Here is a 21376-nt window from a genome sequence, read left to right as displayed (position 1 = left end):
GTTTTGAGCTTTGTGAGGTCGACAACAAAAAAACAATTACAGATGATTATTTGAGTGATCTTGCTCTTGTTTTAAACAGTCTATGAATTAAAAGATAAAAAAAAACGACAAGTAAATTGTCGTTTTTTATTTATTATCAATTGGTTATATTACTTTTTTGTTGTCTCGCGCAAAATGAGTTGGCTTGGAACAAAGACTCGTAATGGAATGGTCCGACCGTCACGACTGCGCTCTAATAATAGATTAACGCCTTGAGAGCCCATCAGTTCTGAGTGAATTCTAAAGGTTGATAACGGTGGATAAGTAAACTTCGCGGTTGGAATGTCATTGACACTGATTACGCTAATATCATTAGGAATATTGAGTCCGCTTTCATGTATCGCACGTAATACACCAATAGCGATTGAGTCTGATGCGACAAACAAAGCACTTGGGTGATTATTGGCAAGCATCTGTTTAGCTAATGAATACCCAGATTGACTACTAAAATCACCGCGATAAATATCATTATCAGATACAACGCCTTTAAATTTGCCATATTCAGTAAAAATTAATTCACGAATATCATATTTATCAGGGTTATCTTGACCACCAATAAATCCAATTCGCTGATAACCTTGCTGAGTAAAGTGGTTAATGACTTCTTTACTGATCCGCTCTAAATCAATATCAATACAATCAATATCAAGTTGGTGATCGGTGTAATCAATATAAACCGTGTTACTCGAAAGGGTACGAGTTGCGGCAAGGTTGTCTTCGCTTACTTGTCCTATTAGCAATATCCCATCCACGGTTTTAGGCGCAGCGGCAATATTACATTCATAAATATTAGTTAGTTTAATACCGAGTTTATCGCATTGGGTATCAATGCCATGTCGAATAGCGAGGTAGTAGGGATCATCAACTTCAATATCTTGTTTGTAGTTATACAAGGCAAGGAAATGTAAGGTGTTTTTTTTGGCTGTTTTTCGAGATTGACTGGTAGTGTATTCAAGTTGTTCAGCAATTTCAAAGATTTTGCGCTTAGTCTCATCTTTTACGCTTAGGGTTGGATCATCATTTAATACTCGAGAGACCGTCGCTAACGAGACACCAGCTTTGGTTGCTATTTGTTTTAATGTTGCCATTTGTCCTCCGGCAATCCCTGCAACCTAAATCATGTTTGCTGTGCGTTTAAGGGACATGTGATTATATTTTATAGAATTATAGTATCTATTTTTACTAAAAAACTCGAATAATTTAGTATCTATCAGTAAATATTTCATGAGAGGAAGTCAATATTTACTTGTAATATGGTTAAAAGCATTGATTTATATCACATGGTTTAGCAATACCAATGCTCTTATCCTGTGATGATTAGCACGTATTATTCTTTTAATGGAAACGTTTACACGATGTGTCATTGATCACGGAAGTTAGCCTGAAATCACTTTAGACTTTTTAGCATTAAATAATCACAAGAGCTGAATTATTATGTCTGAATGTTTTGATCCGATTGACCATCCTCATCGTCGTTATAATCCGTTAACAGGGCAATGGGTGCTAGTTTCACCACACCGCGCTAAGCGTCCGTGGCAAGGTGCTGATGAGCAGCCACAACCGGAATCGAATCTTGCTTATGACGGTTCTTGTTTTTTATGTCCAACTAATACCCGTGTGTCAGGTGATAAAAACCCCGATTACACTGGCACTTATGTTTTTAGTAATGATCATGCTGCATTAACTGCCAATACGCCAAGTGCACCTGAAAATAGTAATCCATTATTTCGTTGCCAAAGTGCGCGTGGTTTAAGCCGAGTTATTTGTTTTTCGCCTAACCACAGTAAAACGCTGCCGCAGTTATCAGTTGGCGCGATTCGTAAAGTGGTTGATACGTGGAATGAGCAAATTGAAGAGCTAGGTAAAGATTACGTTTGGGTACAAGCGTTTGAAAATAAAGGCTCAGTAATGGGATGTTCACAACCACATCCCCATGGTCAAATTTGGGCAAATAGCTTTTTACCGAATGAAATTAGCCGTAAAGATACTTTATTACGTGAATATTATGCACAACATGGCACTAACTTATTAGTTGATTACGTTAATAGTGAGCTAGAAGACGGCTCTCGTACTGTGGTTGACACTGAACATTGGTTAGCAGTGGTGCCTTATTGGGCGGCATGGCCATTTGAAACCATGTTATTACCTAAAACCCATATTCGTCGAATGGATGAGTTAACTCAAGCCCAGCGTGATGATTTGGCGCTAGCGATTAAAAAATTAACCAGCCGTTACGATAATCTTTTTAAATGTTCATTCCCTTATTCAATGGGATGGCATTACGCTCCTTTCTTTGAATCTGATGTTAATTTTAGTGATACCTCAACCGATCATTGGCAGCTACATGCGCTGTTTTATCCACCATTATTGCGTTCTGCAACAGTGAAAAAATTTATGGTGGGTTATGAAATGTTGGCTGAAAGTCAACGTGATTTAACCGCAGAACAAGCGGCTGAAAAATTACGCGCCGTAAGTGATGTGCACTATTTAGATTAAGTGCTGAATAGCACGAATAAAAATATGTTTCTTGATAATCTTTGGTAATAGTAGGTAAAAATAATGACAACGAATCGTACTCAACACCTTATTGATAATGTATCAGCTGTTTTCTCATCAGTATTAGGCTATGTCGCCAGCCATATTATTCAAGCGCCTGGGCGTGTAAATCTTATTGGTGAGCATACGGATTATAACGATGGTTTTGTGCTTCCTTGTGCGATTGATTATCAAGCCATCGTGGCTGCTGCACGTCGTGACGATAATATCGTGCGTGTGGTGGCGGTTGATTACAATAATGAAATGAACGAGTTTGATATTAGTCAACCGTTAGAATTTGACCAGCAATGCATGTGGGTAAACTATGTTCGTGGTGTGATTAAATGTCTGCTTGAGCGAGGCTATGTTCTTGGTGGCGCCGATATTGTTATCAGTGGTAATGTTCCACAAGGTGCAGGTTTAAGTTCATCAGCAGCGCTTGAAGTCGTCATTGGTCAAACATTTAAAGCATTATTTGATCTTACTATCAGCCAGCAAGAAATTGCACTCAATGGCCAACAAGCAGAAAACCAGTTTGTTGGTTGTAATTGCGGCATTATGGATCAATTAATTTCAGCTGAAGGTGAGCAAAACCACGCACTATTAATTGATTGTCGTTCGCTAGAGACAACCGCTGTTGCGATGCCTGAAGATATGGCGGTGGTAATCATTAACTCAAATAAGAAACGTGGTTTAGTCGATAGTGAATACAACACGCGTCGTGCACAGTGTGAACAAGCTGCTGCTTTCTTTGGTGTACCAGCCTTGCGTGATGTGACATTAGCGACGTTTATCGCGCGTGAAACAGAGCTTGATCCTATGGTTGCTAAACGTGCTCGTCATGTGATCACTGAAAACATGCGAACGGAACAAGCCGCTATTGCGTTAAGTCATGGCAATATGGTGTTATTGGCAGAGCTAATGGCAGAGTCACATGCATCAATGCGGGATGATTTTGAAATTACTGTGTCTGAGATTGATACGCTGGTTGATATGGTGAAAGGTGTTATTGGCGATCAAGGTGGCGTACGTATGACCGGCGGTGGTTTTGGTGGTTGTATTGTGGCACTGGTACCGCCAACATTTGTTGATGCTATTACCGCTGAAGTGAATGCGAAATATCAGGCTGCAACAGGCTTAAAAGCAACTATTTATGTGTGTAAAGCTATGGCGGGTGCTGGTGTTATCAGTGAACAAAACTTAGCCATAGCGTAATTTAAGGCGATTGAATATGTTAACTCATTTACCTCAACACGCTATTACCCTACATCAATCCATGACTGTTGATATGGCAACGGATGGGTTACCTGCAAAACTGATCACCCTTGTTAATCAACGCGGTATGTCAGTTACGTTAATGGATATTGGTGCTACATGGCTTAGTTGTTGTGTACCTGTCATCGTGGATCACCAAACCCAATACCGAGAAGTGTTGTTAGGGGTAAGTACCTTGAATGACTTTTATCAGCAGCAAGCCTATTTAGGCGCAACCGTTGGGCGTTATGCTAACCGTATTGCTGCAGGTAAATTTAACTTAGACGGTGAAGATTACCAACTCTCAATTAATCAAAATGGCAATTGTTTGCATGGCGGCGAAAGTGGTTTTAGTCATCGTCGCTGGCAGATGCAGCAAGTGAATGCCACCGAAGTGCAATTTAGTTTGTTATCTGCGGATGGTGATATGGGTTTCCCGGGGAATTTACAGGTCATTGTTACTTATACTCTGACTGAAAATAACGAATTAAATATTCGATACAGTGCTGAAACGGATAAGTCCACCGTGGTTAACCTTACCAATCATGGCTATTTTAATTTGCTCGGGGCTGATAATGGCAAAGATTGCTTATCACATCAGTTAATGATCAATGCCGATCATTATTTACCGACGGATTCAAGCGGGATCCCGCAGGATGAATTTAAGAGGGTTGAAGCAACAAGTTTTGATTTTCGCGAGCCAAAATTGATAAATCAAGATTGGTTAGTGGATAATGATCAACGGCAAGCCAAAGGGTATGATCATGCGTTTATATTACGCTCTGATGTGCATCGTGCCACCACTGCTTGTGCAACGGTCATTGCTGCTGATCATTCATTAACGATGGATGTCTTAACCACTAAACCGGCAATGCAATTATACACAGGCAATTTTTTGGCTGGATGCCCTAATCGAGTCGGAGGAGAGTATGCTGATTACAGTGGTTTTGCGTTAGAAACCCAATTTTTGCCAGATTCACCAAATCACCCACAATGGCCGGATAATAATTCGATACTACGCCCAAATGCGCAGTATCGTCATCTAACTTGTTATCGGTTTCGATAGTCATTAAGTCATTATCAATAACGCTCACAGTGTGAAAACTATATTTAGTTAATACTGTGGGTGTTTTTATTGGTGGTTACTTATTATAAAACGCATTAAGTTGCTGAATAATTTCATCTTTACCATCGATATTGTGTAATTTCTTAACACTGTCATCGGGAATTTCAAAAATATGTTTAATCGCCTCAGCACTAGCATTAGAAATACCATTAGTTCGGTATTCTAAGCGTTGGTGAATTAACTTATCTGATGTGGTTACATAAATCAGATCAATATTATCAACATACTGGCGAATGTAATCGCGGTGTTTTTTCTTATATGCCCCTTGAGTGATCACCAGACGTGGATAAATAGCGCGATAGTAGTGAATTTTATCAACAATACGGCTAAAAAATTGGTCACGCATTCCTTCTGTAAACGGCTGCTTCGCGGCAATAACCTGACGCATTTCATCAGTAAGATCATCATCTGCATGGTAAACAAACCATTCATGATGAGCGCCAATAACATCGCCGACAAATGATTTTCCTGCACCTGATAAGCCAAACAAAAACAACACTGATGGGGCAGAAGTTAGTTGGAGGCGATGGCTCATTAAATGCTCACTGTAGATGACAATTAGGTTATGGCAATTGCATTTAACATACAATTACACGTTAAGGGCGTTAATGTGCCAAATTATTGCTGCAGTTAAAAGTTTAAAATTACAAAAAATACTGCTAGAGAATAAAAAACAGACATTAGGTGCGGTTTACATTCATAAATGACTACTGACGATGGATTTCATGGTAAAACAGAAGTCGAAAAATCAGATAGGGATAGGAAAACAATGCAAACCATATTGATAATAATTAATGATGCTCCTTATGGATCTGAGCGTCCGTTTAATGCACTGCGATTGGCCATAAAACTAAATGAACAAGACGCTGAGCCTGTTGCTGTGAAAGTTTTTTTAATGTCTGATGCTGTCACCTGTGCACTAGCAAAACAAGCCCCAACAGAAGGGTATGATATTCAACAAATGGTTGAGATTGTTTTAGCCCAAGGTGGTGAAGTTAAATTGTGTAAAACATGCTGCGCCGCTCGCGGATTAACAGCATTACCATTAATTGAAGATGTTGTAATTGCAACATTGGATGATTTAGCAGAATGGACACTTGTCGCTGATAAAGTGTTTACGTTCTAAAGTAGTGCTGCTAGATAATAACCGCATCAGTGACAGTGTCACTGATGCGGTTATATAGTGAGTATATAGAAATTCAGTCAAACGAAAATTATTGAGGACCCATTACAGATAAACGTTTGATCAAGGTTGGCACAAACATATGCGTAATACTTGAATCAGATTTTGTGGTATTCGGTGTTGATTGCTTTGCCGCCGTCGTTAATTGAAAAGCCAATTGTGTCGCTTGTTCTGCCATGATCTGAATGGGATAGCGGACAGTTGTTAGCTTAGGGTGCAGATACTTTGCAATTAAGCCATCGTCAAAGCCAATTAAAGACATCTGATTTGGTACTGTTAAACCATTACCTTCAAGTACTGATAAGCATCCCGCCGCCATATAATCGTTATAAGCCGCAATCGCCGTTATTGGTTGATTTTTAGCGAGCAGGTTAGTCATTGCAATCTCACCACCATCTTCATCTGGCGTGCCATATTCAATATAGCTTTGTGGTGCGGTTAGCTGATGTGCTTGTAACGCGTCTAGATAGCCTTGCTTGCGCTGCTCAGTATCTTCAATATCATGATTGGAACAAATATAGCCAATATGCTGGTGGCCATGTTTAATTAATAGCTCAGTGGCTAAATATGATCCTCGGTGGTTATCAAGCGCAATACAACGATCAGCTATCTCAGGAATAAAGCGGTTAATAAGCACCATTCCCGGCACTTCTTGTGAGTAAGCAATTAATTCATCATTAGATAAACTTTTACTGTGAATAATTAACGTATCACAGCGGCTATTGATCAATAGTTCAATAACATCACGCTCACTGTTGGCATCATGGTAGCCATTACCTATCAATAAATGCTTATTGTGTTGGCGAGCGATATTGTCGATCGATTTGATCATCGCGCCAAAGAAAGGATCAGAGACATCACCCACTAACACCCCAATAGTATTGGTTGATTGGCTGACTAATGCTCGAGCATTGGCATTGGGACGGTAGCCTAGTGTCTTCATTGCTTGTGTTACTGCGGTAATGGCGGCTTGACTTGCTTTGGGGGATTTATTGATCACCCTTGATACGGTTGCGACAGATACTTCGGCGAGTTTCGCCACATCTTTGATTGTTGCCATAATCACCTCTTTACTGTTAAAGCTATTAAACTACGCTTGTGTAAATAACGCAATTTAACTGTGTGATATAGCTAACTAATTCGAAATGATATTCTTTGTAAATCAATATTTAATTGCTAATGTAAACGTTAACAAGTTTGTATGTTTATTGTTACTATTAACCGAAAAGGAGAACCGATGGATACCATTTCATACGCAGACTTCGCTAAATTAGATATTCGTGTGGGTAAAATTATTGATGTTGTTCGTCATGACAATGCCGATAAACTGTATATTGTTCAAATTGAAGTGGGTGAAACTAAGCTTCAAACCGTCACTAGTTTAGTGCCTTATTACACCGAAGAGCAATTATTGGGTAAGCAAGTGGTAGTACTATGTAATCTAGCCAAAGCCAAGATGCGCGGTGAAACATCAGAGTGCATGTTGCTATGTGCTGAAACGGATGATGAATCTGAAAGCGTGTTATTAACCCCTGAGCGTTTTATGGCGACAGGCGTAAAGATTGTTTAATGCTTTTTAATAAGCCAAGCAGGGTAGTGGTGAGGATGATTTTTATTGTTTACGCATATAGAAAATTACTGATTCATCACTATTTGATTTATTTTGTTTTCAATAGCTGCAATCGCTAATGTCACAGTTAAAGGAACATGAGTTTGATATGGATGTAAAACATAAATTGGATTCGCCATTGAAGGTAATGCATCTGTTGCAGCTTGAAGATGTCGATTTTGTTTAAGTATAAAATCAGGTATAACACCGACACCTAATCCCATTTCTAATAGGCTTACAACATCAAATAATGTATTGGCGCGATGTTTTATCTGATATTTGACTTGTTGCTTATAAAAGAGCTGCTGTATAACAGGCTCTATTTGCCAATGTTGTGCAATATAAGGTGCTGATTGTATATCGAGTGTCATCGTTTTAGCATGACAAAGCACGTCACAGAACTGACCGACTTTACGTTGTTTAAGGTTCGAATCTTTTGATGTGCCGACACGAACAGCCAAATCAATATTCTGCTGAATAATATCTACATGTTCATCATCACTGATGAAATTCAAGTTTATCTTAGCATAATCATTGAATGTCATCGTTAGCGCGGGTACAACAATTGATCTCATTAAAGCATGGGGGGCCGTCACAGTCAGAGTTCCAGATGGAATTTGTGTAAATTCTGAAGCTTCTAACCATGCAGCTTCTGCTTGTTGAGTCATTTGCGCACACTGAAGATAAAAATGACTTCCGGCAGTCGTTAACGTTTGTTTTCGAGTTGTACGTTTGAGCAGACAAAGTTGCAATTCCTGCTCTAGCTGTTTGAGAGCTAAACTGATTACCGATTTAGATAATTCAAGTTTTTCAGCGGCTTTAGAGATAGAACCGCACTCTACCACTTCAACAAAAATAGACATTAAACGCAGCTTATTCATTATTACTCCCTTGGTTTATTGTTCGATTATACAGAACAGTCATTTCTTATTAATCTGTTTTTTAGGGGGGATTTTACTTCTAATATGATCACATACTCAGTAATGATAGGAAAATGAATATGACTCAGTCAGTTTTAGTACGTGCACAAGCCGGAATTTCAGCCTGGAAAATCGCCTTTAATAATCAAGATGCCGCTGGTTGTGCTGCGCAATATGCTGAAGATGCGATTATGGAAGCACAACCCTTTGGTATTTTTGAAGGCCGTAAAGCGATTCAAGCATTTTGGCAGAATATTATAGATCAAGGTTTTAAGGATGTTGATTACACCAATATGGTATGGCAATCCGATAATGACACAGGTTATATTCTAATGGCTGATTGGATGATGAATAAAGCATTTGGTGTGGTACACAAAGAAGTATGGCGGCTTCAAGCTGATGGTGAAGCTCGTCTTACTTACGATAAATTCGAAGTAGTTGGTGAGCGATAAAAAAATAAAAGAAAATAGGAAAATAATGGACAGCCATAATATTGTACATTAACCATAAGCAACTACACTTAAGCTTCTAGTTGCTTATGGTGGAGCCAATGACAATCTCAAGACGTAAATTGATCGAACCTCAAATAACGCCTTTTTATCATGTGATTAACCGCTGTGTTCGTCGTGCCTATTTGTGTGGCGATGATCCGTATAATGGCAAAAACTATCAGCATCGTCGTGGTTGGATAGTAAATAAAATCAAACAATTAGCTTCTGTATTTTGTATTGATGTGTGTGCTTATACTGTGATGAGTAACCATTATCATTTAGTGCTTAAAATAGATACCGAGCAGCAGAAAAAGCTAACCCCCGAAGCGGTAATATCACGCTGGTTACAGTTATTTAATGGTCATCCTATCGCTGTCGATTTTTTAAAAGAGGGGCAAATCGGCTCGGATAAACAACAAGCATTATCAAATTTAGTGGCTGAATGGCAGCAACGACTAGGCAGTATTAGCTGGTTTATGCGCTGTCTTAATGAAGAAATAGCACGAAAAGCCAATAAAGAGGATCAATGTAAAGGTGCATTTTGGGAAGGGCGATTTAAGTCTCAGGCCTTACTCGATGAACAAGCGTTATTATCTTGCATGATGTATGTTGATTTAAATCCTATCAGAGCAGGTATTACACCATCATTAGAGCAATCAGATTTCACTTCAATTCAGCAACGTATTCGTGAATATCATCAATCTAAAGTCTTTAACTCAAGTAAAACACTATCAAATGCTAACCATTTTAAATTATTACCTTTTGTTGGTGCTGAACATCAGGCAAAAATAGCAGGGATAAACTTTGCTTTTACCGATTATCTTGAACTTATTGATTGGACTGGTCGCTGTATTCGAAATGATAAAAAAGGTTATATTGCATCTAGCCAACCAAAAATTTTACAACAATTGGGAATAACGCCCGATGCTTGGCTTGAGCACAGCGAACAATTTATGGAACATTATGCCAATGTGAGTGGTAAATGGTCCCGAATGTGTGCATTCAAACAACATGTAGGTGGGCATTGGTGTAAAGGAAAGTTAGCTAGCCATCAATTACACCCTAATTAGACATAGTTTTTATAATCGAATTCAAATACCGCAATAACCGTTAGGATTGTGGGTTTTGTTGATCCTGAAATATAGAAATAGAATCGATTTAACGAAGAACTTAAATAATGAGTTGTAAATTTTAGATTAGAGAGTTTATTTTGAGTGAAATAGTTTATTTTTTTGTGCTATTTAATCACTGGCTGTCCAAATTAAGTTTAAATATATGGCTGTCCAAGATTAACCGTGTAAATATATGGCTGTCCAAGATTAAGCCTAAGATTAAGCCTTATAGGTAATAAATTTAGTTGAAAGGGATTTAATTATCCATACTACGCTGCTTGTTCTAGTTGATTCGGCTGGTGATATATGGTGTATTTTTTCATTTACATGACCACATCTCACACAATGCAATAGCAATGTTTTATCAGTGATGAAACATATGCAATTACAATTACAATAGATGCAATTAAAATTACAACATAAGGTGTTTTCTTTTAGGAGTTAGTCAATGAAACGCTATCACCCAATTTTAGTCATATTACACTGGCTTTTAGCTGTCATGATTATTTTAGGACTTATCATGGGCGGTAATGTTTTAAGTGCGACATCAAATACCGAGCCTCAAAGATTATTTTATTTAAAGATGCATATGTTAACAGGAATTATCATTCTTGTATTAATGCTTGTTCGTCTAGTTGTGCGTTTTGTTACGGTAAAACCATCCTATGCAGATATTGGAAATACATTATTTAATAAACTTGGCGTTGCGATACATTACTTGTTCTATTTAATCGTTATTTTAATGGCGGGTAGCGGTTTAGCTATCGCAAGTATGGCGGGATTGTTTGAGATTGTTTTTACTGGTTCTGGTGCGCCACTTCCTGAGACATTTAATGAGTTTCCACCACGCATGGCACATAGTATTTTAGGGGGTATATTAACGCTACTAATTGCAGGACATATATTAGCCTTTATTTATCATCAGTTTATTCGTAAAGATGGCTTGTTTTCTCGTATGTGGTTTGGTTTACGCAAAGAGTAGGGATATGAATTATGTCGATATTTCGTAGGAAAATTTTAGATTTTATTCAAGAAATTGGCACTATTATGTATGTGGGCGGGATCCTTTCACATATTGTCATCGGTGCAGTGCTTGGGCACAGTGATGCCAGTACGGCTTATCACGTATCGATTTATAAGGAAATGAGTGCTTATATCCTTATTTTACCGGGCTTATTGTTAAAAATAATCTCAGATACCATCCTCTTTTTCCAGTTTGAAATAAAGCCAAACTGGTTAAAAGTAAAGTTATTGATGACTGCTTTTTTGTCTATAAATGCTTTTGTTTTTCTTGTGCCGATGATGCCTGAGTTAGTTGAGTTGGCTAAACAATCACTACAACAAGGGAGTGCTGTCAGTCAGGCGTTTATTTATAAATCTAAGTTAGAACAACTTGTGGGAATGTCCAATGTTATTCCTTTACTGCTTGAACTTATTTTAGGTGCATTTAAGCCAGCATTGGGCAAAGAGCGTAAATAATTTTTAGGAATAATTATAATGTTTGAAATATTAATTTTATCAATAATTTTAGGAATGAGTATTATTTTTGGTGTTGCATTAGCAGCCTTAGTGGTTGTACATCCAATATTACTTACCGTTAGTAGACAAACTGCTATTGAGTTTTTTAAACCTTTTTTTCATCGGACGCATATTCTAGTTTTATCGCTGTCTTTAGTAGTGACGATACTTGCATTAGTTGCATCTTTTGTTTCTAGTAATTGGTGGTGGTTTGGCATTGCGCTTATTATGCATATCAATGGACCGTATACCTACCTTCGAATGATGCCAACGAATAATCGCTTAATGGCTGATGATATAGATGTTGATTCCGAACAAACGAGAAATGACCTTAATAAATGGGGGCGATTACATGCAGTACGAACAATGATCAATGGTATTGTCTTTATTGGCTTTGTTGTTTTAGCTCTCTATTCAAGTGTTCGATAAGCCTAAAGTAATTCTGTATAAGTAAATATTGCGGATATCATGACATTCACCTTTCTTACAATGAAGATACGAATGAAATAGAGAATCTATTTCTTGCGTGCTGTAGAGTTACTATTTTATCTAAAGAATGATTGAATCTCGCAGAAGTCAACAACAGGATAGACATTATTATTCCGCATCAAAAATTATCATTAAATAGTGGCATTGATCACAGATTGATACATTAGTAATTAAATCCTAAATTGGTGAACTAATATTAGCGATATTAAGCGGTTATGATATTTATTCGGTGCTAGTGTTACAAAATATTAGTTGTATTAAAGAGGGACTAACAACATGCCACATTGTATCGTGGAATATGCCAAGGATTTAGAAACAGACATTGATTTAACTGAATTAATGACAACCACGCATCTTTCTATTTTTAGTTCAGGTATTTTTGAAGAAGAAGACATAAAAACCCGCCTTATTCCTTATGAGGTTTATCGTACAGGTACAATAGCAAAGCCATTTGTGCATATTACATTACGTATTTTACCCGGTCGTTCTGATCAACAGAAAGATACGTTGTCAGAGTTAATATTACATAATGTTGCGTCGATGTTTCATTCTGATATTGCAATTAGTGTTGAGATTGAAGATATTAGTCAGCAATTTTATCGAAAATATGTAGTGTAAACTTGCAAATTAATATTTTTTTTCAATTTTATTTGCAATGAACACTGTTTTTATGTTGTTATAGATATGTTTACTATAAATAGGAAAAGTCATGAATAAGAAACTTCTGGTTGTTGCTTTGGGTTCATTAGCATTAGTGGCATGTAGTGCGCAAGATATTAAAACGACTAACGAGGCAAATATGCAAACGGGCTGTGGCTCCACTCACGCAATTCCTGGCGGTTGGCAGAAAGGTGAGATTACACCTGAAGTAATGGCTGCGGCACAAGCGGCTGTAAAAGAAATTGCAGGTGATCACCAACTTAAAAATGTTATTCACGTAACTCAGCAAGTTGTTGCTGGTATGAATTATAACGTTACATTTTCTATCGAAAATCATGACGTTTATATGGCAAAAGTCTTCCGCAGTTTAAAAAACACTTACACGGTTAATTCTGTGAAGAAGAAGGTTGGCTCTGCTTCAAATTGTGATGTGCCTAATCATTTATAGGTTATGGTTATTATTTAACCGTACTCTTTGACGAAAAACAGCTGTTGAGATTGATTGTTTATCAATATCAGTGGCTGTTTTTTTATGCCGATTTCTAGCGTTATAATGATGCCTTTATGAGGTGATAATAAAAACAATAAACGTTCATGCTTTTTGTTTTAAATAACAGGACTAACACCCCTTACAAGCGCTAGATTTGGATATTTAAGTTAATGTAAAAAAACACTTATTAGTTCACTATTTTTACTAGTAATTAATGGTTTATTGTTATTAATATAGGACCGTTTTTAGACTTAAATAGAGTAATTATTGATGCATGTTTCAAAAAAAAAATTCGACGGTGAAGTCTTTTCTCATCAAGATTTAAGTGAAGCAACCTTTGAACAATGTCAGTTTTATTGTTGTGATTTTTCACGAGCAAACTTAACAGATGCCTGTTTTATTGATTGTAGCTTTATTGAAGCAGGAGAGACTGACGGTTGCAGTTTTGCTTATACGAAATTAAAAGATGCCAGTTTTAAAGGTTGTAATTTAGCAATGGCAAATTTTCGTAACGCGCAATGCTTTGGTATTGAATTGCACCAATGTAACCTTAAAGGTGCTGATTTTCATTATGCATCTTTTGCTAATTACATTACTCATAATTCTTTCTTTTGCTCGGCATTTATTTCTGGGTGTGATTTAAGTTATGCCAATTTCGAGAGTGTGATGCTTGAGAAATGTGAGCTATTTGAAAACCGTTGGCGTGGTGCTAATTTAATCGGCGTGTCATTTAAAGGTTCGGATTTAAGCCGTGGTGAATTTTCAAGTGAGCAATGGCAACAAGCGATATTTAATGAGGCTAACCTATGCCATGTTGATCTTGATAATGTTGATGTTCGCCGAGTATCTTTAGAAGGGGTTCAAATTTGTGATTGGCAACAAGAACAATTATTGGGAAATTTAGGTATTATTGTTTTATAGATAGTTATGTTAATTAATGATTGCCACAGAAATACCATCTATGCCTGTGGCAGTGTTGATTAATGGTTACCACTCACCAATATTAGCTTGTGAAATCCACGGTTCAGCAGGGGATAGCGGCTCACCTTTTTGCAGTAATTCAATTGAAATACCATCAGGCGAACGGACAAAAGCCATATGACCATCACGGGGTGGGCGATTAATCGTCACGCCGCTGTCTTGTAAGTGTTGGCACAATTGATAAATATCATCAACACGAAATGCAAGATGACCAAAATTACGGCCGCCAGTATAGGTTTCAGTATCCCAATTATAGGTTAACTCTAATAGCGGCGATTGGATTGCTGTTGCCACTTGTGCTTGAGCAGGAGCGGCTAAAAATACTAATGTAAAACGCCCATGTTCACTCTCTTTTCTATTTGTTTCAACTAACCCTAATTTATTGCAGTAAAAGTCCAGTGAGGCATTCAAATCACTGACACGTACCATCGTATGTAAATATTCCATTGTTTATCTCCTGATCAAAAAATCCCCGCGGTTTAGTGCTCTAGAATAAATCAAATAAGCACGAAAACGAACGGGGATCATTATTTAATCGCGTTATTACTAATGCGTTTGTGTTGCAACTACAAGTTGTTGCTTCTTATCTTGACGTACATGGTAGACGCAGCAACCGATGAACCAAACAGAGCTTACTGCAATACCGGTAACGGTTGATCCGGTAATACCCATTGCAAGGTAACCAAGGAAAGCACCAAAAGCGACAGTTAATGCGTAAGGTAACTGCGTCATAACGTGATCCATGTGATGACTGCCTGCACCTGTTGCTGACAAAATACTGGTGCTTGAAATCGGTGAACTGTGATCACCAAAGACAGAACCTGCTAATACTGCTGATAGCATAGGCATTAATAAGTTAACATCACTTGCAATCGCCATATCACCTGCCAATGGCAGCATGATACCAAATGTACCCCAACTAGTGCCGGTCGCAAAAGACATACCACATGAAAGTAAGAACACTAATGCAGGCAGTAACTCAACAGGTAGGCCATATTTTGTTAATGATGCTAAGTATTGGCCAGTTTCCATATCGCTGACAACAGTACCAATTGTCCATGCAAATAATAGAATGATAATCGCTGGCATCATTGCTTGAACACCTTGAGGTGCAGCTGTTAACCATGTTTTTAGTGGTAACTTTAAGCGTAGGGCCAATAAGATAGATACAGCAAGGCTACATAATGCGGCATACACTAATGATGAACCTACATCTGTATGCTCGATTGAGCCAATTAAGCTAAATGCCAGACCTTTAGCGGCTAAAACTTCTGCGCCACTGATGATCATAAACACAACGCTAGAAACAGTCAGAGTAAGAATTGGTAAGACCATATCAATCATGGTGCCATTACCTTCACCTTCTGTAGTGATTTCTAGCCCTTTTGGGTGACCTTTTGATTCATCCCAAAGTTGGCCGTCACGTGCGCGCTCTTCGTGCTTACGCATTGGACCAATATCAAGTTGGAACGTGATAACCACAAGTACCATTAATAAGGTAAACACAGCGTACAGATTCATTGGAATCATCTGTACGAATAATGAAATCGGACTCGTTTCAGTAATATCGTTGGTCACCAAAATACCACCAAGGATCGCAATGATATAGGCGCCCCACGATGAAATAGGGGTAATAACACATACAGGTGCTGCGGTTGAATCTAACAGGTAAGCCAATTTTGCACGTGAAATTTGAAAACGGTCGGTTACTGGACGACAAATAGGTCCAACAGACAGGCTGTGGAAAAAGTCATCAATAAAGAAAGCAAACACCATCATACCCGTTAAGATATTGGCACTGCGACGATCTTTACAGCGACGAACACCCCATTCAGCAAAAGCTTTAGTTGCGCCAGTTGCGGTCATTAAGCTAATCAAACCGCCGAGTAATAACATGAATAATAACATGTTAACGTTACTGGTATTGATTGCACCATCAGCCCAAACTAAGCCAAGAATTTGATGTAAAAGATATTGTAGTGCTGCGAGTGGGTTGAAATTATTTAGAAGGATTGATCCTGCAATAATGCCCACGCCTAAAGATAACAATACGCGGCGGGTAGTAATTGCAAGAATAACTGCCAGTAGTGCGGGAACTACTGATAATAACGAATCAGAATAGTGAACTAAATTCATGGATCTCTTAAACACCTATAATAAGGTGGAGATCTACCGAAAGGATAGAGAAACAGATTTCTTGAGAAATAATACTTCTTATCCCTTAGGGTAGCGCTCCATAGACAACATAACTATGGCAGTTCTGTACTTATTAAATACAGAACCAGCGATTATTGATGACTCAATAATTACTTCGGCGCTGACTCCTTTCTTCGGCTCTCATTGGGGATCTCCCTCCAACCGAATACTTTTAGGCAGCGCGCCTCTACTCAAAGGATTAGTCTTGACTATACCTAGATATTTCTCACAAGCAATAAAAAACACGTTTAATAGTTTAATAGGTTTAAAATTCATCAACTTAGTTGGGTGAGTATATTTTCACTTATAGTGTGTATTTATTCACTTGTTAATTGAGAGGGTTTTTATATTGGTTTAATTTTAAAGGTTAATTAAGTTATATGTTAATGGGGTAATATCTCGACATTAATCATGGCTGTACGCATTATGCATACTCAGGATGTATAATAATATAGGCAAATATAATGAATAAAAAATTAGCAATTACTTTTTTGCTTGCTGCTGTTTCACAATCAGCACATAGTGAAACTCTTTCGTTTTCTCAACCAGTACTTGATACTCCTTTGGCTGAATCAGTCCAAATGATAAGTATGGCTCACGGAAATAATTGGGGACTTGTATATGATTATGCAACAAAACAAGATAATCATTATGATGTAAAATTTAGAGTTACCCCTAATCCAGGTAAGGGTTTTGGCACGGCGGCGACTCCTGAAGTATCTAACATGGTTATCGGCCCCTTTGCTTTTGCTCAATCTATGGATGCATATAAATCATACGAAGCAGATCCTGCAAAACTTAAAGTAATGTTAGCAGAAGTACTACCAACAGTTTCTACTATTGTTTTAGATGGTAAAGTCGCAGTATCACCGTCAATTACGGATGTGTCATATGATGAAAAAACACATGAAACAGTAGTGTCGTTTAGTTTTGATAGTGATGAAAATATAACTTATTTACCTAAAACAGCTGGTTTTGTCGGTATTTGGACTCAAGGTGTTCAATGGACAACACTTATGGGTCGACTTTCTGCTGGTGATTCTTTTACTTGTGATAAAGTAAAATGCTACGATGATCTTCGTAATATGGATGGTATGCCTGATTATATGCAGCAAAATTATGCTGTAACAGAATTGCGCTAATTAAATAAAGTGGGATGGTCGCGAGTGTATAATACTGTCCCACTTGTTTTATATAAAAATTATATTTAGTTAACAAATATGAAACTATTTCATAGTATTTAGAAGCATAATCTAATATCTTTAATATGGTGTTTATAAAAATAAGGATATTTACTATGAACTTCTTCTTCTGTTCAAAAAAGAAGACTATGAAAGCAACAACTGCATTACAAGCGAAGGAAAGGCTTGTCAGTGAAATTACTCGCCACAGAACCTCACGTCACTTACAATTAATGAAAGAAGAGTTAAGCTTGTTGTTAGCGCAATTCTCTTATATTAGAGAGAATAAAATTGACGTAGTGACGAATACTAAGTCTCAATTGGTATTAAAAATTAACGCCAAATTAAACCATTAAATCATGATGAATATTATTATTTGTAGTGATTAAAAAGCCGATATTATATCGGCTTTTTAATTATGATAAATTTAATTATCATTGGATTATAATAAAAAATCTTAACCTATAGCTTCAAATGCAAGCGCTTTTTTCTCAAACACTCTAAACAGTAATGTCAGTAAACCATTAACCGCAAGATAGAATGCGCCAGCCACAGCAAAAACCGTTAAAGTATCATAAGTTTGTGCATTAATACGTTGTGCATAACCCATAATATCCATAATCGTAATAGTGCTGGCAAGTGACGTGCCTTTAAATACTAAGATCACTTCGTTTGAATAAGCAGGCACCGCCCGACGAATAGCAAAAGGCAGTAATACCCCCAATGTTGCTTTAGTATTCATACCAAGAGCGCGACAAGCATGCCATTGACCTTGAGGTATGGCATCAAAAGCGCCTTTAAATAGCTGGGTACTATAAGCTGCCGTATTTAAAGCCAATGCCAGCATGGCACAAAACCAAGGTTGGCTTAACCAATCCCATACGAAGCTTTGACGAATAACTTCAAATTGTCCTGGGCCATAATAGACTAAAAATATTTGTACTAATAATGGCGTTCCCGTAAAGAGGGTGATAACGCCTCGGCTGATCCAGTGAATAATCGGGGGTCTTAATATTAAACTTGCCGTCATTAATAACGCCAAACTACAACCCACTAATAAAGAAGCGGCGGTTAACTCAAGGCTGGTAATTAGCCCTTGTACCATTAGCCAAAAGTTTTGTTCATTCATGCAGTTGCTCCTTGGCTTTTATTGGTTTGAGTACTAGAACCATCTTGCTCGCTGAATTTCTTTTCAATTATTTTAATCAGACGTTGCGTGATTAAGGTAATAATTAAATACACCGCAGCAGCGGTGGCATACCACGTAAAGCTTTCATGTGTTGCTGCTGATGCTAATTGGGCTTGCTTTAATAAATCAGTCACACCAATTAATGAAACAAGAGCAGTGTCTTTTAATAATACCAACCACTGATTTGTTAAACCGGGCAATGCATGACGCACGGCTTGCGGTAAAATAATGCTGAAAAAAGTACGCTGTTTACTTATACCAAGTGCCGTTGCTGCTTCGCGTTGACCTTTGGGAACAGCTTTAAGTGCTCCTCGTATCGTTTGAGCGGCATAAGAAGCAAAGATAAGTGATAATGCAATGACACCAGATAAAAACGGGCTGATCTCAATAAATTCGCCAGTGACATAAAAAATAATTTCGCCCGAACCAAAAAAGATAAAAAGAACAACTAATAGTTCAGGCAGACCACGGAGGATAGTCACGATAAATGTTGTTGGCCACGCGATAGCACGATATCGTGACATTTCGCCGCCTGCAAATAACATCGCTAAAACTAACCCTACCGCTAAACTGACAAAAGCAAGCTGGATTGTCATCCAGCTAGCCTCTAGCAGGGATTGTGAATATCCCGTTAATATCATAACTTACTTACCAAAATACTGTTCAAAGATTGCTTGGTACTGGCCATTTGCTTTAATGGCTGCCAGCGCTTTATTTAATTGTTCTACTAATGCTTGGTTGTTTTTATTTACTGCAATGCCAAAACCATTACCGAAATATTTCGCATTGGTAACCGGCTTACCGACATAAGACAGTTTGTCGCCGTTGTCTTTCTTAAACCATTCAGCCACAACAGCAGTATCACCAAATACAGAATCAATACGGCCATTTTGCATATCAATAAATGCATCTTGGTAACTGGTATAAGGTACCGCTGTTACGTCAGGCATTTGATCGGTGATATAGCTCTGGTGTGTTGAACCATTTTGTACACCTACACGCTTACCTGTTAGGGCTGCTTGATCAGCAACATGGTCTTTTAATGATACAAACGCAGCGGCATTGTCATAATAGGTATTACTAAAACTGACTTGTTGTTGACGTGCCTCGGTAATATCCATTGCTGAAATTGCAGCATCATAACGTTTGAATTTTAGCGCAGGAATTAGACTATCAAACGCTTGATTGTGGAACGTACAGGTTGCTTTCATTTCTGAACACAAGGCTTTAGCAATATCAATATCAAAACCTTGAATTTGATTGTTCGCATCCATGTATTCAAATGGCGCATAAGTCGCTTCTGTTGCAAATTTAAGATCTTGTGCCATGACATGACCAGATGCTAAGCCAATTATTGCCGCTAATAACATTTTTTTCATCGCTATACTCCATGCGGATTGATCACGTAGTTTTCTATCTACGCAGTTTTAAAAAGAGACCTATTAATGGTTAAGGTATTCTGCAAATTGGGTGGTTTTTGGTGTTGTAAAAGAGTCATGGTTACCATGCTCAATCACACGTCCATCTTCCATATATAAAATGTGACTTGCAATTTTTTTTGCAAAATTAACTTCATGAGTAACGACAACTTGGGTTATCCCTGTGCCGCTGAGATCTTTTATGATCTTAATTATTTGACTAGTGATCTCTGGATCCAAGGCTGCGGTTGGCTCATCAAATAGCAACACGTCAGGTTTCATCATCAATGCACGCGCAATCGCGACTCGCTGTTGTTGGCCACCTGAAAGTTGTAGCGGCCATGCATTTGCTTTATCTGCAAGGTGTAATTGCGTCAAAATATCCAATGCTTGTTGTTTAGCAATCGCTTTATCAAGACCTAATACTTTGGTTGGTGCTTCGATTAAATTTTCAATCACTGTTTTGTGGGGCCAGAGATTGTATTGTTGAAAAACCATTCCCACTTTTTTTCTCAACGCTAAGCCTTTTTGTTCTGAAATAGGCTTTGAAAAATCAAATATATTATTGGCAATCGTTAAATTGCCATCTGTTGCGTTCTCTAGCAGGTTTAATACACGCAATAACGAGCTCTTTCCTGCGCCGCTTGGGCCTAATAAAACGAGGGTTTCGCCAGTGTTACAAGTAAAGCTGACATCATGCAGTACTTGGTTTCGGCCGTAAAATTTATTGATATTACTTACTTGAATACTCATGCTCTAATACTGCATTAATCATCACTTAATTTATATACTACTCATCATGATATCTTATGCAAGGAAAATGTATAAAAAATAATATGTTGCATATTTGTTTGGTTTATAATGATTTAACCTGTTAAATTAATTGGTTATAATGCTTATTTTTAACAATTAATAAGCATCATCTAAATGTTAGAGTCTGAGTGCATAATAGTGACTAGAAAGCGATGTTTCATTGTTTTAATGG

The 21376-nt window shown here is 37.8% G+C and carries 25 protein-coding genes and 1 riboswitch; of the genes, 15 read left to right on the top strand and 10 right to left on the bottom strand.

What is annotated here, in order from left to right:
* Positions 1 to 149: 149 nt before the first annotated feature.
* The gene (gene ebgR, locus Q0V26_RS04900) at positions 150 to 1127 is read right to left on the bottom strand and encodes a transcriptional regulator EbgR (protein WP_297478636.1); all 978 of its coding nucleotides are present in this window, start codon (positions 1125 to 1127) and stop codon (positions 150 to 152) included.
* Positions 1128 to 1473: 346 nt separating this feature from the next.
* Between ebgR and Q0V26_RS04895 the strand changes: the two genes are divergently transcribed.
* The 3 genes from Q0V26_RS04895 (at position 1474) to galM (ending at position 4894) form a co-directional block, all read left to right on the top strand.
* A complete protein-coding gene (locus Q0V26_RS04895; RefSeq protein WP_297478633.1) occupies positions 1474 to 2535 on the top strand; it encodes a UDP-glucose--hexose-1-phosphate uridylyltransferase in 1062 nt (353 codons plus the stop codon).
* Positions 2536 to 2598: 63 nt separating this feature from the next.
* A complete protein-coding gene (gene galK / locus Q0V26_RS04890) occupies positions 2599 to 3789 on the top strand; it encodes a galactokinase (protein ID WP_297478630.1) in 1191 nt (396 codons plus the stop codon).
* 16 nt (positions 3790 to 3805) lie between these two features.
* Positions 3806 to 4894, top strand: a complete 1089-nt coding sequence (gene galM, locus Q0V26_RS04885) for a galactose-1-epimerase (protein WP_297478628.1) — start codon at positions 3806 to 3808, stop codon at positions 4892 to 4894.
* Between the two features lie 76 nt (positions 4895 to 4970).
* Here galM and Q0V26_RS04880 read toward each other — a convergent pair whose 3' ends face one another.
* Positions 4971 to 5489 carry a hypothetical protein gene (locus Q0V26_RS04880; RefSeq protein WP_297478624.1) on the bottom strand — a complete coding sequence of 173 codons (519 nt, stop codon included), beginning with the start codon at positions 5487 to 5489 and terminating at the stop codon, positions 4971 to 4973.
* A 234-nt stretch (positions 5490 to 5723) separates the two neighbouring features.
* Here Q0V26_RS04880 and Q0V26_RS04875 point away from each other — a divergent pair, with 234 nt between their 5' ends.
* On the top strand, positions 5724 to 6080 hold the full coding sequence (locus tag Q0V26_RS04875; RefSeq protein ID WP_297478622.1) for a DsrE family protein: 357 nt from the start codon (positions 5724 to 5726) through the stop codon (positions 6078 to 6080).
* Positions 6081 to 6168: 88 nt separating this feature from the next.
* Here the strand turns inward: Q0V26_RS04875 and Q0V26_RS04870 are convergent, their stop codons facing one another.
* A complete protein-coding gene (locus tag Q0V26_RS04870) occupies positions 6169 to 7197 on the bottom strand; it encodes a substrate-binding domain-containing protein (RefSeq protein ID WP_297478620.1) in 1029 nt (342 codons plus the stop codon).
* A 177-nt stretch (positions 7198 to 7374) separates the two neighbouring features.
* Between Q0V26_RS04870 and Q0V26_RS04865 the strand changes: the two genes are divergently transcribed.
* Positions 7375 to 7707 carry a tRNA-binding protein gene (locus Q0V26_RS04865; protein WP_297478618.1) on the top strand — a complete coding sequence of 111 codons (333 nt, stop codon included), beginning with the start codon at positions 7375 to 7377 and terminating at the stop codon, positions 7705 to 7707.
* Positions 7708 to 7772: 65 nt separating this feature from the next.
* On the opposite strand, the gene Q0V26_RS04860 is transcribed toward Q0V26_RS04865, so the two are convergent.
* A complete protein-coding gene (locus Q0V26_RS04860; RefSeq protein ID WP_297478616.1) occupies positions 7773 to 8627 on the bottom strand; it encodes a LysR family transcriptional regulator in 855 nt (284 codons plus the stop codon).
* Between the two features lie 119 nt (positions 8628 to 8746).
* Here Q0V26_RS04860 and Q0V26_RS04855 point away from each other — a divergent pair, with 119 nt between their 5' ends.
* The 8 genes from Q0V26_RS04855 (at position 8747) to Q0V26_RS04820 (ending at position 14347) form a co-directional block, all read left to right on the top strand.
* Complete coding sequence (locus Q0V26_RS04855; protein ID WP_297478613.1) at positions 8747 to 9118, top strand: nuclear transport factor 2 family protein; 372 nt, start codon at positions 8747 to 8749, stop codon at positions 9116 to 9118.
* Between the two features lie 98 nt (positions 9119 to 9216).
* Positions 9217 to 10227 (top strand): transposase, encoded by a 1011-nt coding sequence (locus Q0V26_RS04850; protein ID WP_297478610.1) that lies wholly within the window; start codon positions 9217 to 9219, stop codon positions 10225 to 10227.
* A 490-nt stretch (positions 10228 to 10717) separates the two neighbouring features.
* Positions 10718 to 11251, top strand: a complete 534-nt coding sequence (locus tag Q0V26_RS04845) for a cytochrome b/b6 domain-containing protein (RefSeq protein ID WP_297478607.1) — start codon at positions 10718 to 10720, stop codon at positions 11249 to 11251.
* A gap of 11 nt (positions 11252 to 11262) precedes the next feature.
* A complete protein-coding gene (locus tag Q0V26_RS04840) occupies positions 11263 to 11748 on the top strand; it encodes an enoyl-CoA hydratase (protein WP_297478605.1) in 486 nt (161 codons plus the stop codon).
* An 18-nt stretch (positions 11749 to 11766) separates the two neighbouring features.
* Positions 11767 to 12216, top strand: a complete 450-nt coding sequence (locus Q0V26_RS04835) for a DUF1772 domain-containing protein (protein ID WP_297478603.1) — start codon at positions 11767 to 11769, stop codon at positions 12214 to 12216.
* A gap of 336 nt (positions 12217 to 12552) precedes the next feature.
* Positions 12553 to 12894 carry a 5-carboxymethyl-2-hydroxymuconate Delta-isomerase gene (locus tag Q0V26_RS04830; RefSeq protein WP_297478600.1) on the top strand — a complete coding sequence of 114 codons (342 nt, stop codon included), beginning with the start codon at positions 12553 to 12555 and terminating at the stop codon, positions 12892 to 12894.
* A gap of 91 nt (positions 12895 to 12985) precedes the next feature.
* On the top strand, positions 12986 to 13384 hold the full coding sequence (locus Q0V26_RS04825) for a cystatin domain-containing protein (protein ID WP_297478597.1): 399 nt from the start codon (positions 12986 to 12988) through the stop codon (positions 13382 to 13384).
* A gap of 312 nt (positions 13385 to 13696) precedes the next feature.
* Entirely contained in the window at positions 13697 to 14347 is a 651-nt protein-coding gene (locus tag Q0V26_RS04820) for a Qnr family pentapeptide repeat protein (protein WP_297478594.1), read from the top strand.
* Positions 14348 to 14413: 66 nt separating this feature from the next.
* On the opposite strand, the gene Q0V26_RS04815 is transcribed toward Q0V26_RS04820, so the two are convergent.
* Together Q0V26_RS04815 and Q0V26_RS04810 are read right to left on the bottom strand one after the other, a co-directional pair.
* Positions 14414 to 14854, bottom strand: coding sequence for a VOC family protein (locus Q0V26_RS04815; RefSeq protein WP_297478591.1), 441 nt, complete (start codon positions 14852 to 14854; stop codon positions 14414 to 14416).
* 99 nt (positions 14855 to 14953) lie between these two features.
* The gene (locus tag Q0V26_RS04810; protein ID WP_297478588.1) at positions 14954 to 16543 is read right to left on the bottom strand and encodes a Na+/H+ antiporter NhaC family protein; all 1590 of its coding nucleotides are present in this window, start codon (positions 16541 to 16543) and stop codon (positions 14954 to 14956) included.
* Between the two features lie 83 nt (positions 16544 to 16626).
* A riboswitch (Lysine riboswitch) is annotated at positions 16627 to 16801 on the bottom strand.
* Positions 16802 to 17067: 266 nt separating this feature from the next.
* Here Q0V26_RS04810 and Q0V26_RS04805 point away from each other — a divergent pair.
* Both Q0V26_RS04805 and Q0V26_RS04800 read left to right on the top strand, forming a co-directional pair.
* Positions 17068 to 17745 carry a hypothetical protein gene (locus tag Q0V26_RS04805; protein WP_297478585.1) on the top strand — a complete coding sequence of 226 codons (678 nt, stop codon included), beginning with the start codon at positions 17068 to 17070 and terminating at the stop codon, positions 17743 to 17745.
* 188 nt (positions 17746 to 17933) lie between these two features.
* A complete protein-coding gene (locus Q0V26_RS04800) occupies positions 17934 to 18140 on the top strand; it encodes a hypothetical protein (protein ID WP_297478583.1) in 207 nt (68 codons plus the stop codon).
* Positions 18141 to 18241: 101 nt separating this feature from the next.
* Here Q0V26_RS04800 and artM read toward each other — a convergent pair whose 3' ends face one another.
* The 4 genes from artM to artP all read right to left on the bottom strand — a co-directional run bounded on the left by artM (position 18242) and on the right by artP (position 21144).
* Positions 18242 to 18913 carry an arginine ABC transporter permease ArtM gene (gene artM, locus Q0V26_RS04795; RefSeq protein WP_297478581.1) on the bottom strand — a complete coding sequence of 224 codons (672 nt, stop codon included), beginning with the start codon at positions 18911 to 18913 and terminating at the stop codon, positions 18242 to 18244.
* Positions 18910 to 19614, bottom strand: coding sequence for an arginine ABC transporter permease ArtQ (gene artQ, locus Q0V26_RS04790; protein WP_297478579.1), 705 nt, complete (start codon positions 19612 to 19614; stop codon positions 18910 to 18912). Before artQ ends, artM begins: the two co-directional genes overlap by 4 nt.
* A 3-nt stretch (positions 19615 to 19617) precedes the next feature.
* Positions 19618 to 20352 (bottom strand): lysine/arginine/ornithine ABC transporter substrate-binding protein, encoded by a 735-nt coding sequence (locus tag Q0V26_RS04785; protein ID WP_080157673.1) that lies wholly within the window; start codon positions 20350 to 20352, stop codon positions 19618 to 19620.
* 63 nt (positions 20353 to 20415) lie between these two features.
* A complete protein-coding gene (gene artP, locus Q0V26_RS04780; protein ID WP_297478574.1) occupies positions 20416 to 21144 on the bottom strand; it encodes an arginine ABC transporter ATP-binding protein ArtP in 729 nt (242 codons plus the stop codon).
* Positions 21145 to 21376: the final 232 nt, after the last annotated feature.

Source organism: uncultured Photobacterium sp. (assembly GCF_947039875.1).
Lineage (GTDB): Bacteria > Pseudomonadota > Gammaproteobacteria > Enterobacterales > Vibrionaceae > Photobacterium.
Note: the sequence above shows the minus strand (reverse complement) of the source record. Positions and strands in the feature narration are given on the sequence as shown.

Bases quoted from the DNA above. Each gene is read 5' to 3' on its own strand.
- ebgR (WP_297478636.1), bottom strand. From the start codon at position 1,127: ATGGCAACATTAAAACAAATAGCAACCAAAGCTGGTGTCTCGTTAGCG.
- Q0V26_RS04895 (WP_297478633.1), top strand. From the start codon at position 1,474: ATGTCTGAATGTTTTGATCCGATTGACCATCCTCATCGTCGTTATAAT.
- galK (WP_297478630.1), top strand. From the start codon at position 2,599: ATGACAACGAATCGTACTCAACACCTTATTGATAATGTATCAGCTGTT.
- galM (WP_297478628.1), top strand. From the start codon at position 3,806: ATGTTAACTCATTTACCTCAACACGCTATTACCCTACATCAATCCATG.
- Q0V26_RS04880 (WP_297478624.1), bottom strand. From the start codon at position 5,489: ATGAGCCATCGCCTCCAACTAACTTCTGCCCCATCAGTGTTGTTTTTG.
- Q0V26_RS04875 (WP_297478622.1), top strand. From the start codon at position 5,724: ATGCAAACCATATTGATAATAATTAATGATGCTCCTTATGGATCTGAG.
- Q0V26_RS04870 (WP_297478620.1), bottom strand. From the start codon at position 7,197: ATGGCAACAATCAAAGATGTGGCGAAACTCGCCGAAGTATCTGTCGCA.
- Q0V26_RS04865 (WP_297478618.1), top strand. From the start codon at position 7,375: ATGGATACCATTTCATACGCAGACTTCGCTAAATTAGATATTCGTGTG.
- Q0V26_RS04860 (WP_297478616.1), bottom strand. From the start codon at position 8,627: ATGAATAAGCTGCGTTTAATGTCTATTTTTGTTGAAGTGGTAGAGTGC.
- Q0V26_RS04855 (WP_297478613.1), top strand. From the start codon at position 8,747: ATGACTCAGTCAGTTTTAGTACGTGCACAAGCCGGAATTTCAGCCTGG.
- Q0V26_RS04850 (WP_297478610.1), top strand. From the start codon at position 9,217: ATGACAATCTCAAGACGTAAATTGATCGAACCTCAAATAACGCCTTTT.
- Q0V26_RS04845 (WP_297478607.1), top strand. From the start codon at position 10,718: ATGAAACGCTATCACCCAATTTTAGTCATATTACACTGGCTTTTAGCT.
- Q0V26_RS04840 (WP_297478605.1), top strand. From the start codon at position 11,263: ATGTCGATATTTCGTAGGAAAATTTTAGATTTTATTCAAGAAATTGGC.
- Q0V26_RS04835 (WP_297478603.1), top strand. From the start codon at position 11,767: ATGTTTGAAATATTAATTTTATCAATAATTTTAGGAATGAGTATTATT.
- Q0V26_RS04830 (WP_297478600.1), top strand. From the start codon at position 12,553: ATGCCACATTGTATCGTGGAATATGCCAAGGATTTAGAAACAGACATT.
- Q0V26_RS04825 (WP_297478597.1), top strand. From the start codon at position 12,986: ATGAATAAGAAACTTCTGGTTGTTGCTTTGGGTTCATTAGCATTAGTG.
- Q0V26_RS04820 (WP_297478594.1), top strand. From the start codon at position 13,697: ATGCATGTTTCAAAAAAAAAATTCGACGGTGAAGTCTTTTCTCATCAA.
- Q0V26_RS04815 (WP_297478591.1), bottom strand. From the start codon at position 14,854: ATGGAATATTTACATACGATGGTACGTGTCAGTGATTTGAATGCCTCA.
- Q0V26_RS04810 (WP_297478588.1), bottom strand. From the start codon at position 16,543: ATGAATTTAGTTCACTATTCTGATTCGTTATTATCAGTAGTTCCCGCA.
- Q0V26_RS04805 (WP_297478585.1), top strand. From the start codon at position 17,068: ATGAATAAAAAATTAGCAATTACTTTTTTGCTTGCTGCTGTTTCACAA.
- Q0V26_RS04800 (WP_297478583.1), top strand. From the start codon at position 17,934: ATGAAAGCAACAACTGCATTACAAGCGAAGGAAAGGCTTGTCAGTGAA.
- artM (WP_297478581.1), bottom strand. From the start codon at position 18,913: ATGAATGAACAAAACTTTTGGCTAATGGTACAAGGGCTAATTACCAGC.
- artQ (WP_297478579.1), bottom strand. From the start codon at position 19,614: ATGATATTAACGGGATATTCACAATCCCTGCTAGAGGCTAGCTGGATG.
- Q0V26_RS04785 (WP_080157673.1), bottom strand. From the start codon at position 20,352: ATGAAAAAAATGTTATTAGCGGCAATAATTGGCTTAGCATCTGGTCAT.
- artP (WP_297478574.1), bottom strand. From the start codon at position 21,144: ATGAGTATTCAAGTAAGTAATATCAATAAATTTTACGGCCGAAACCAA.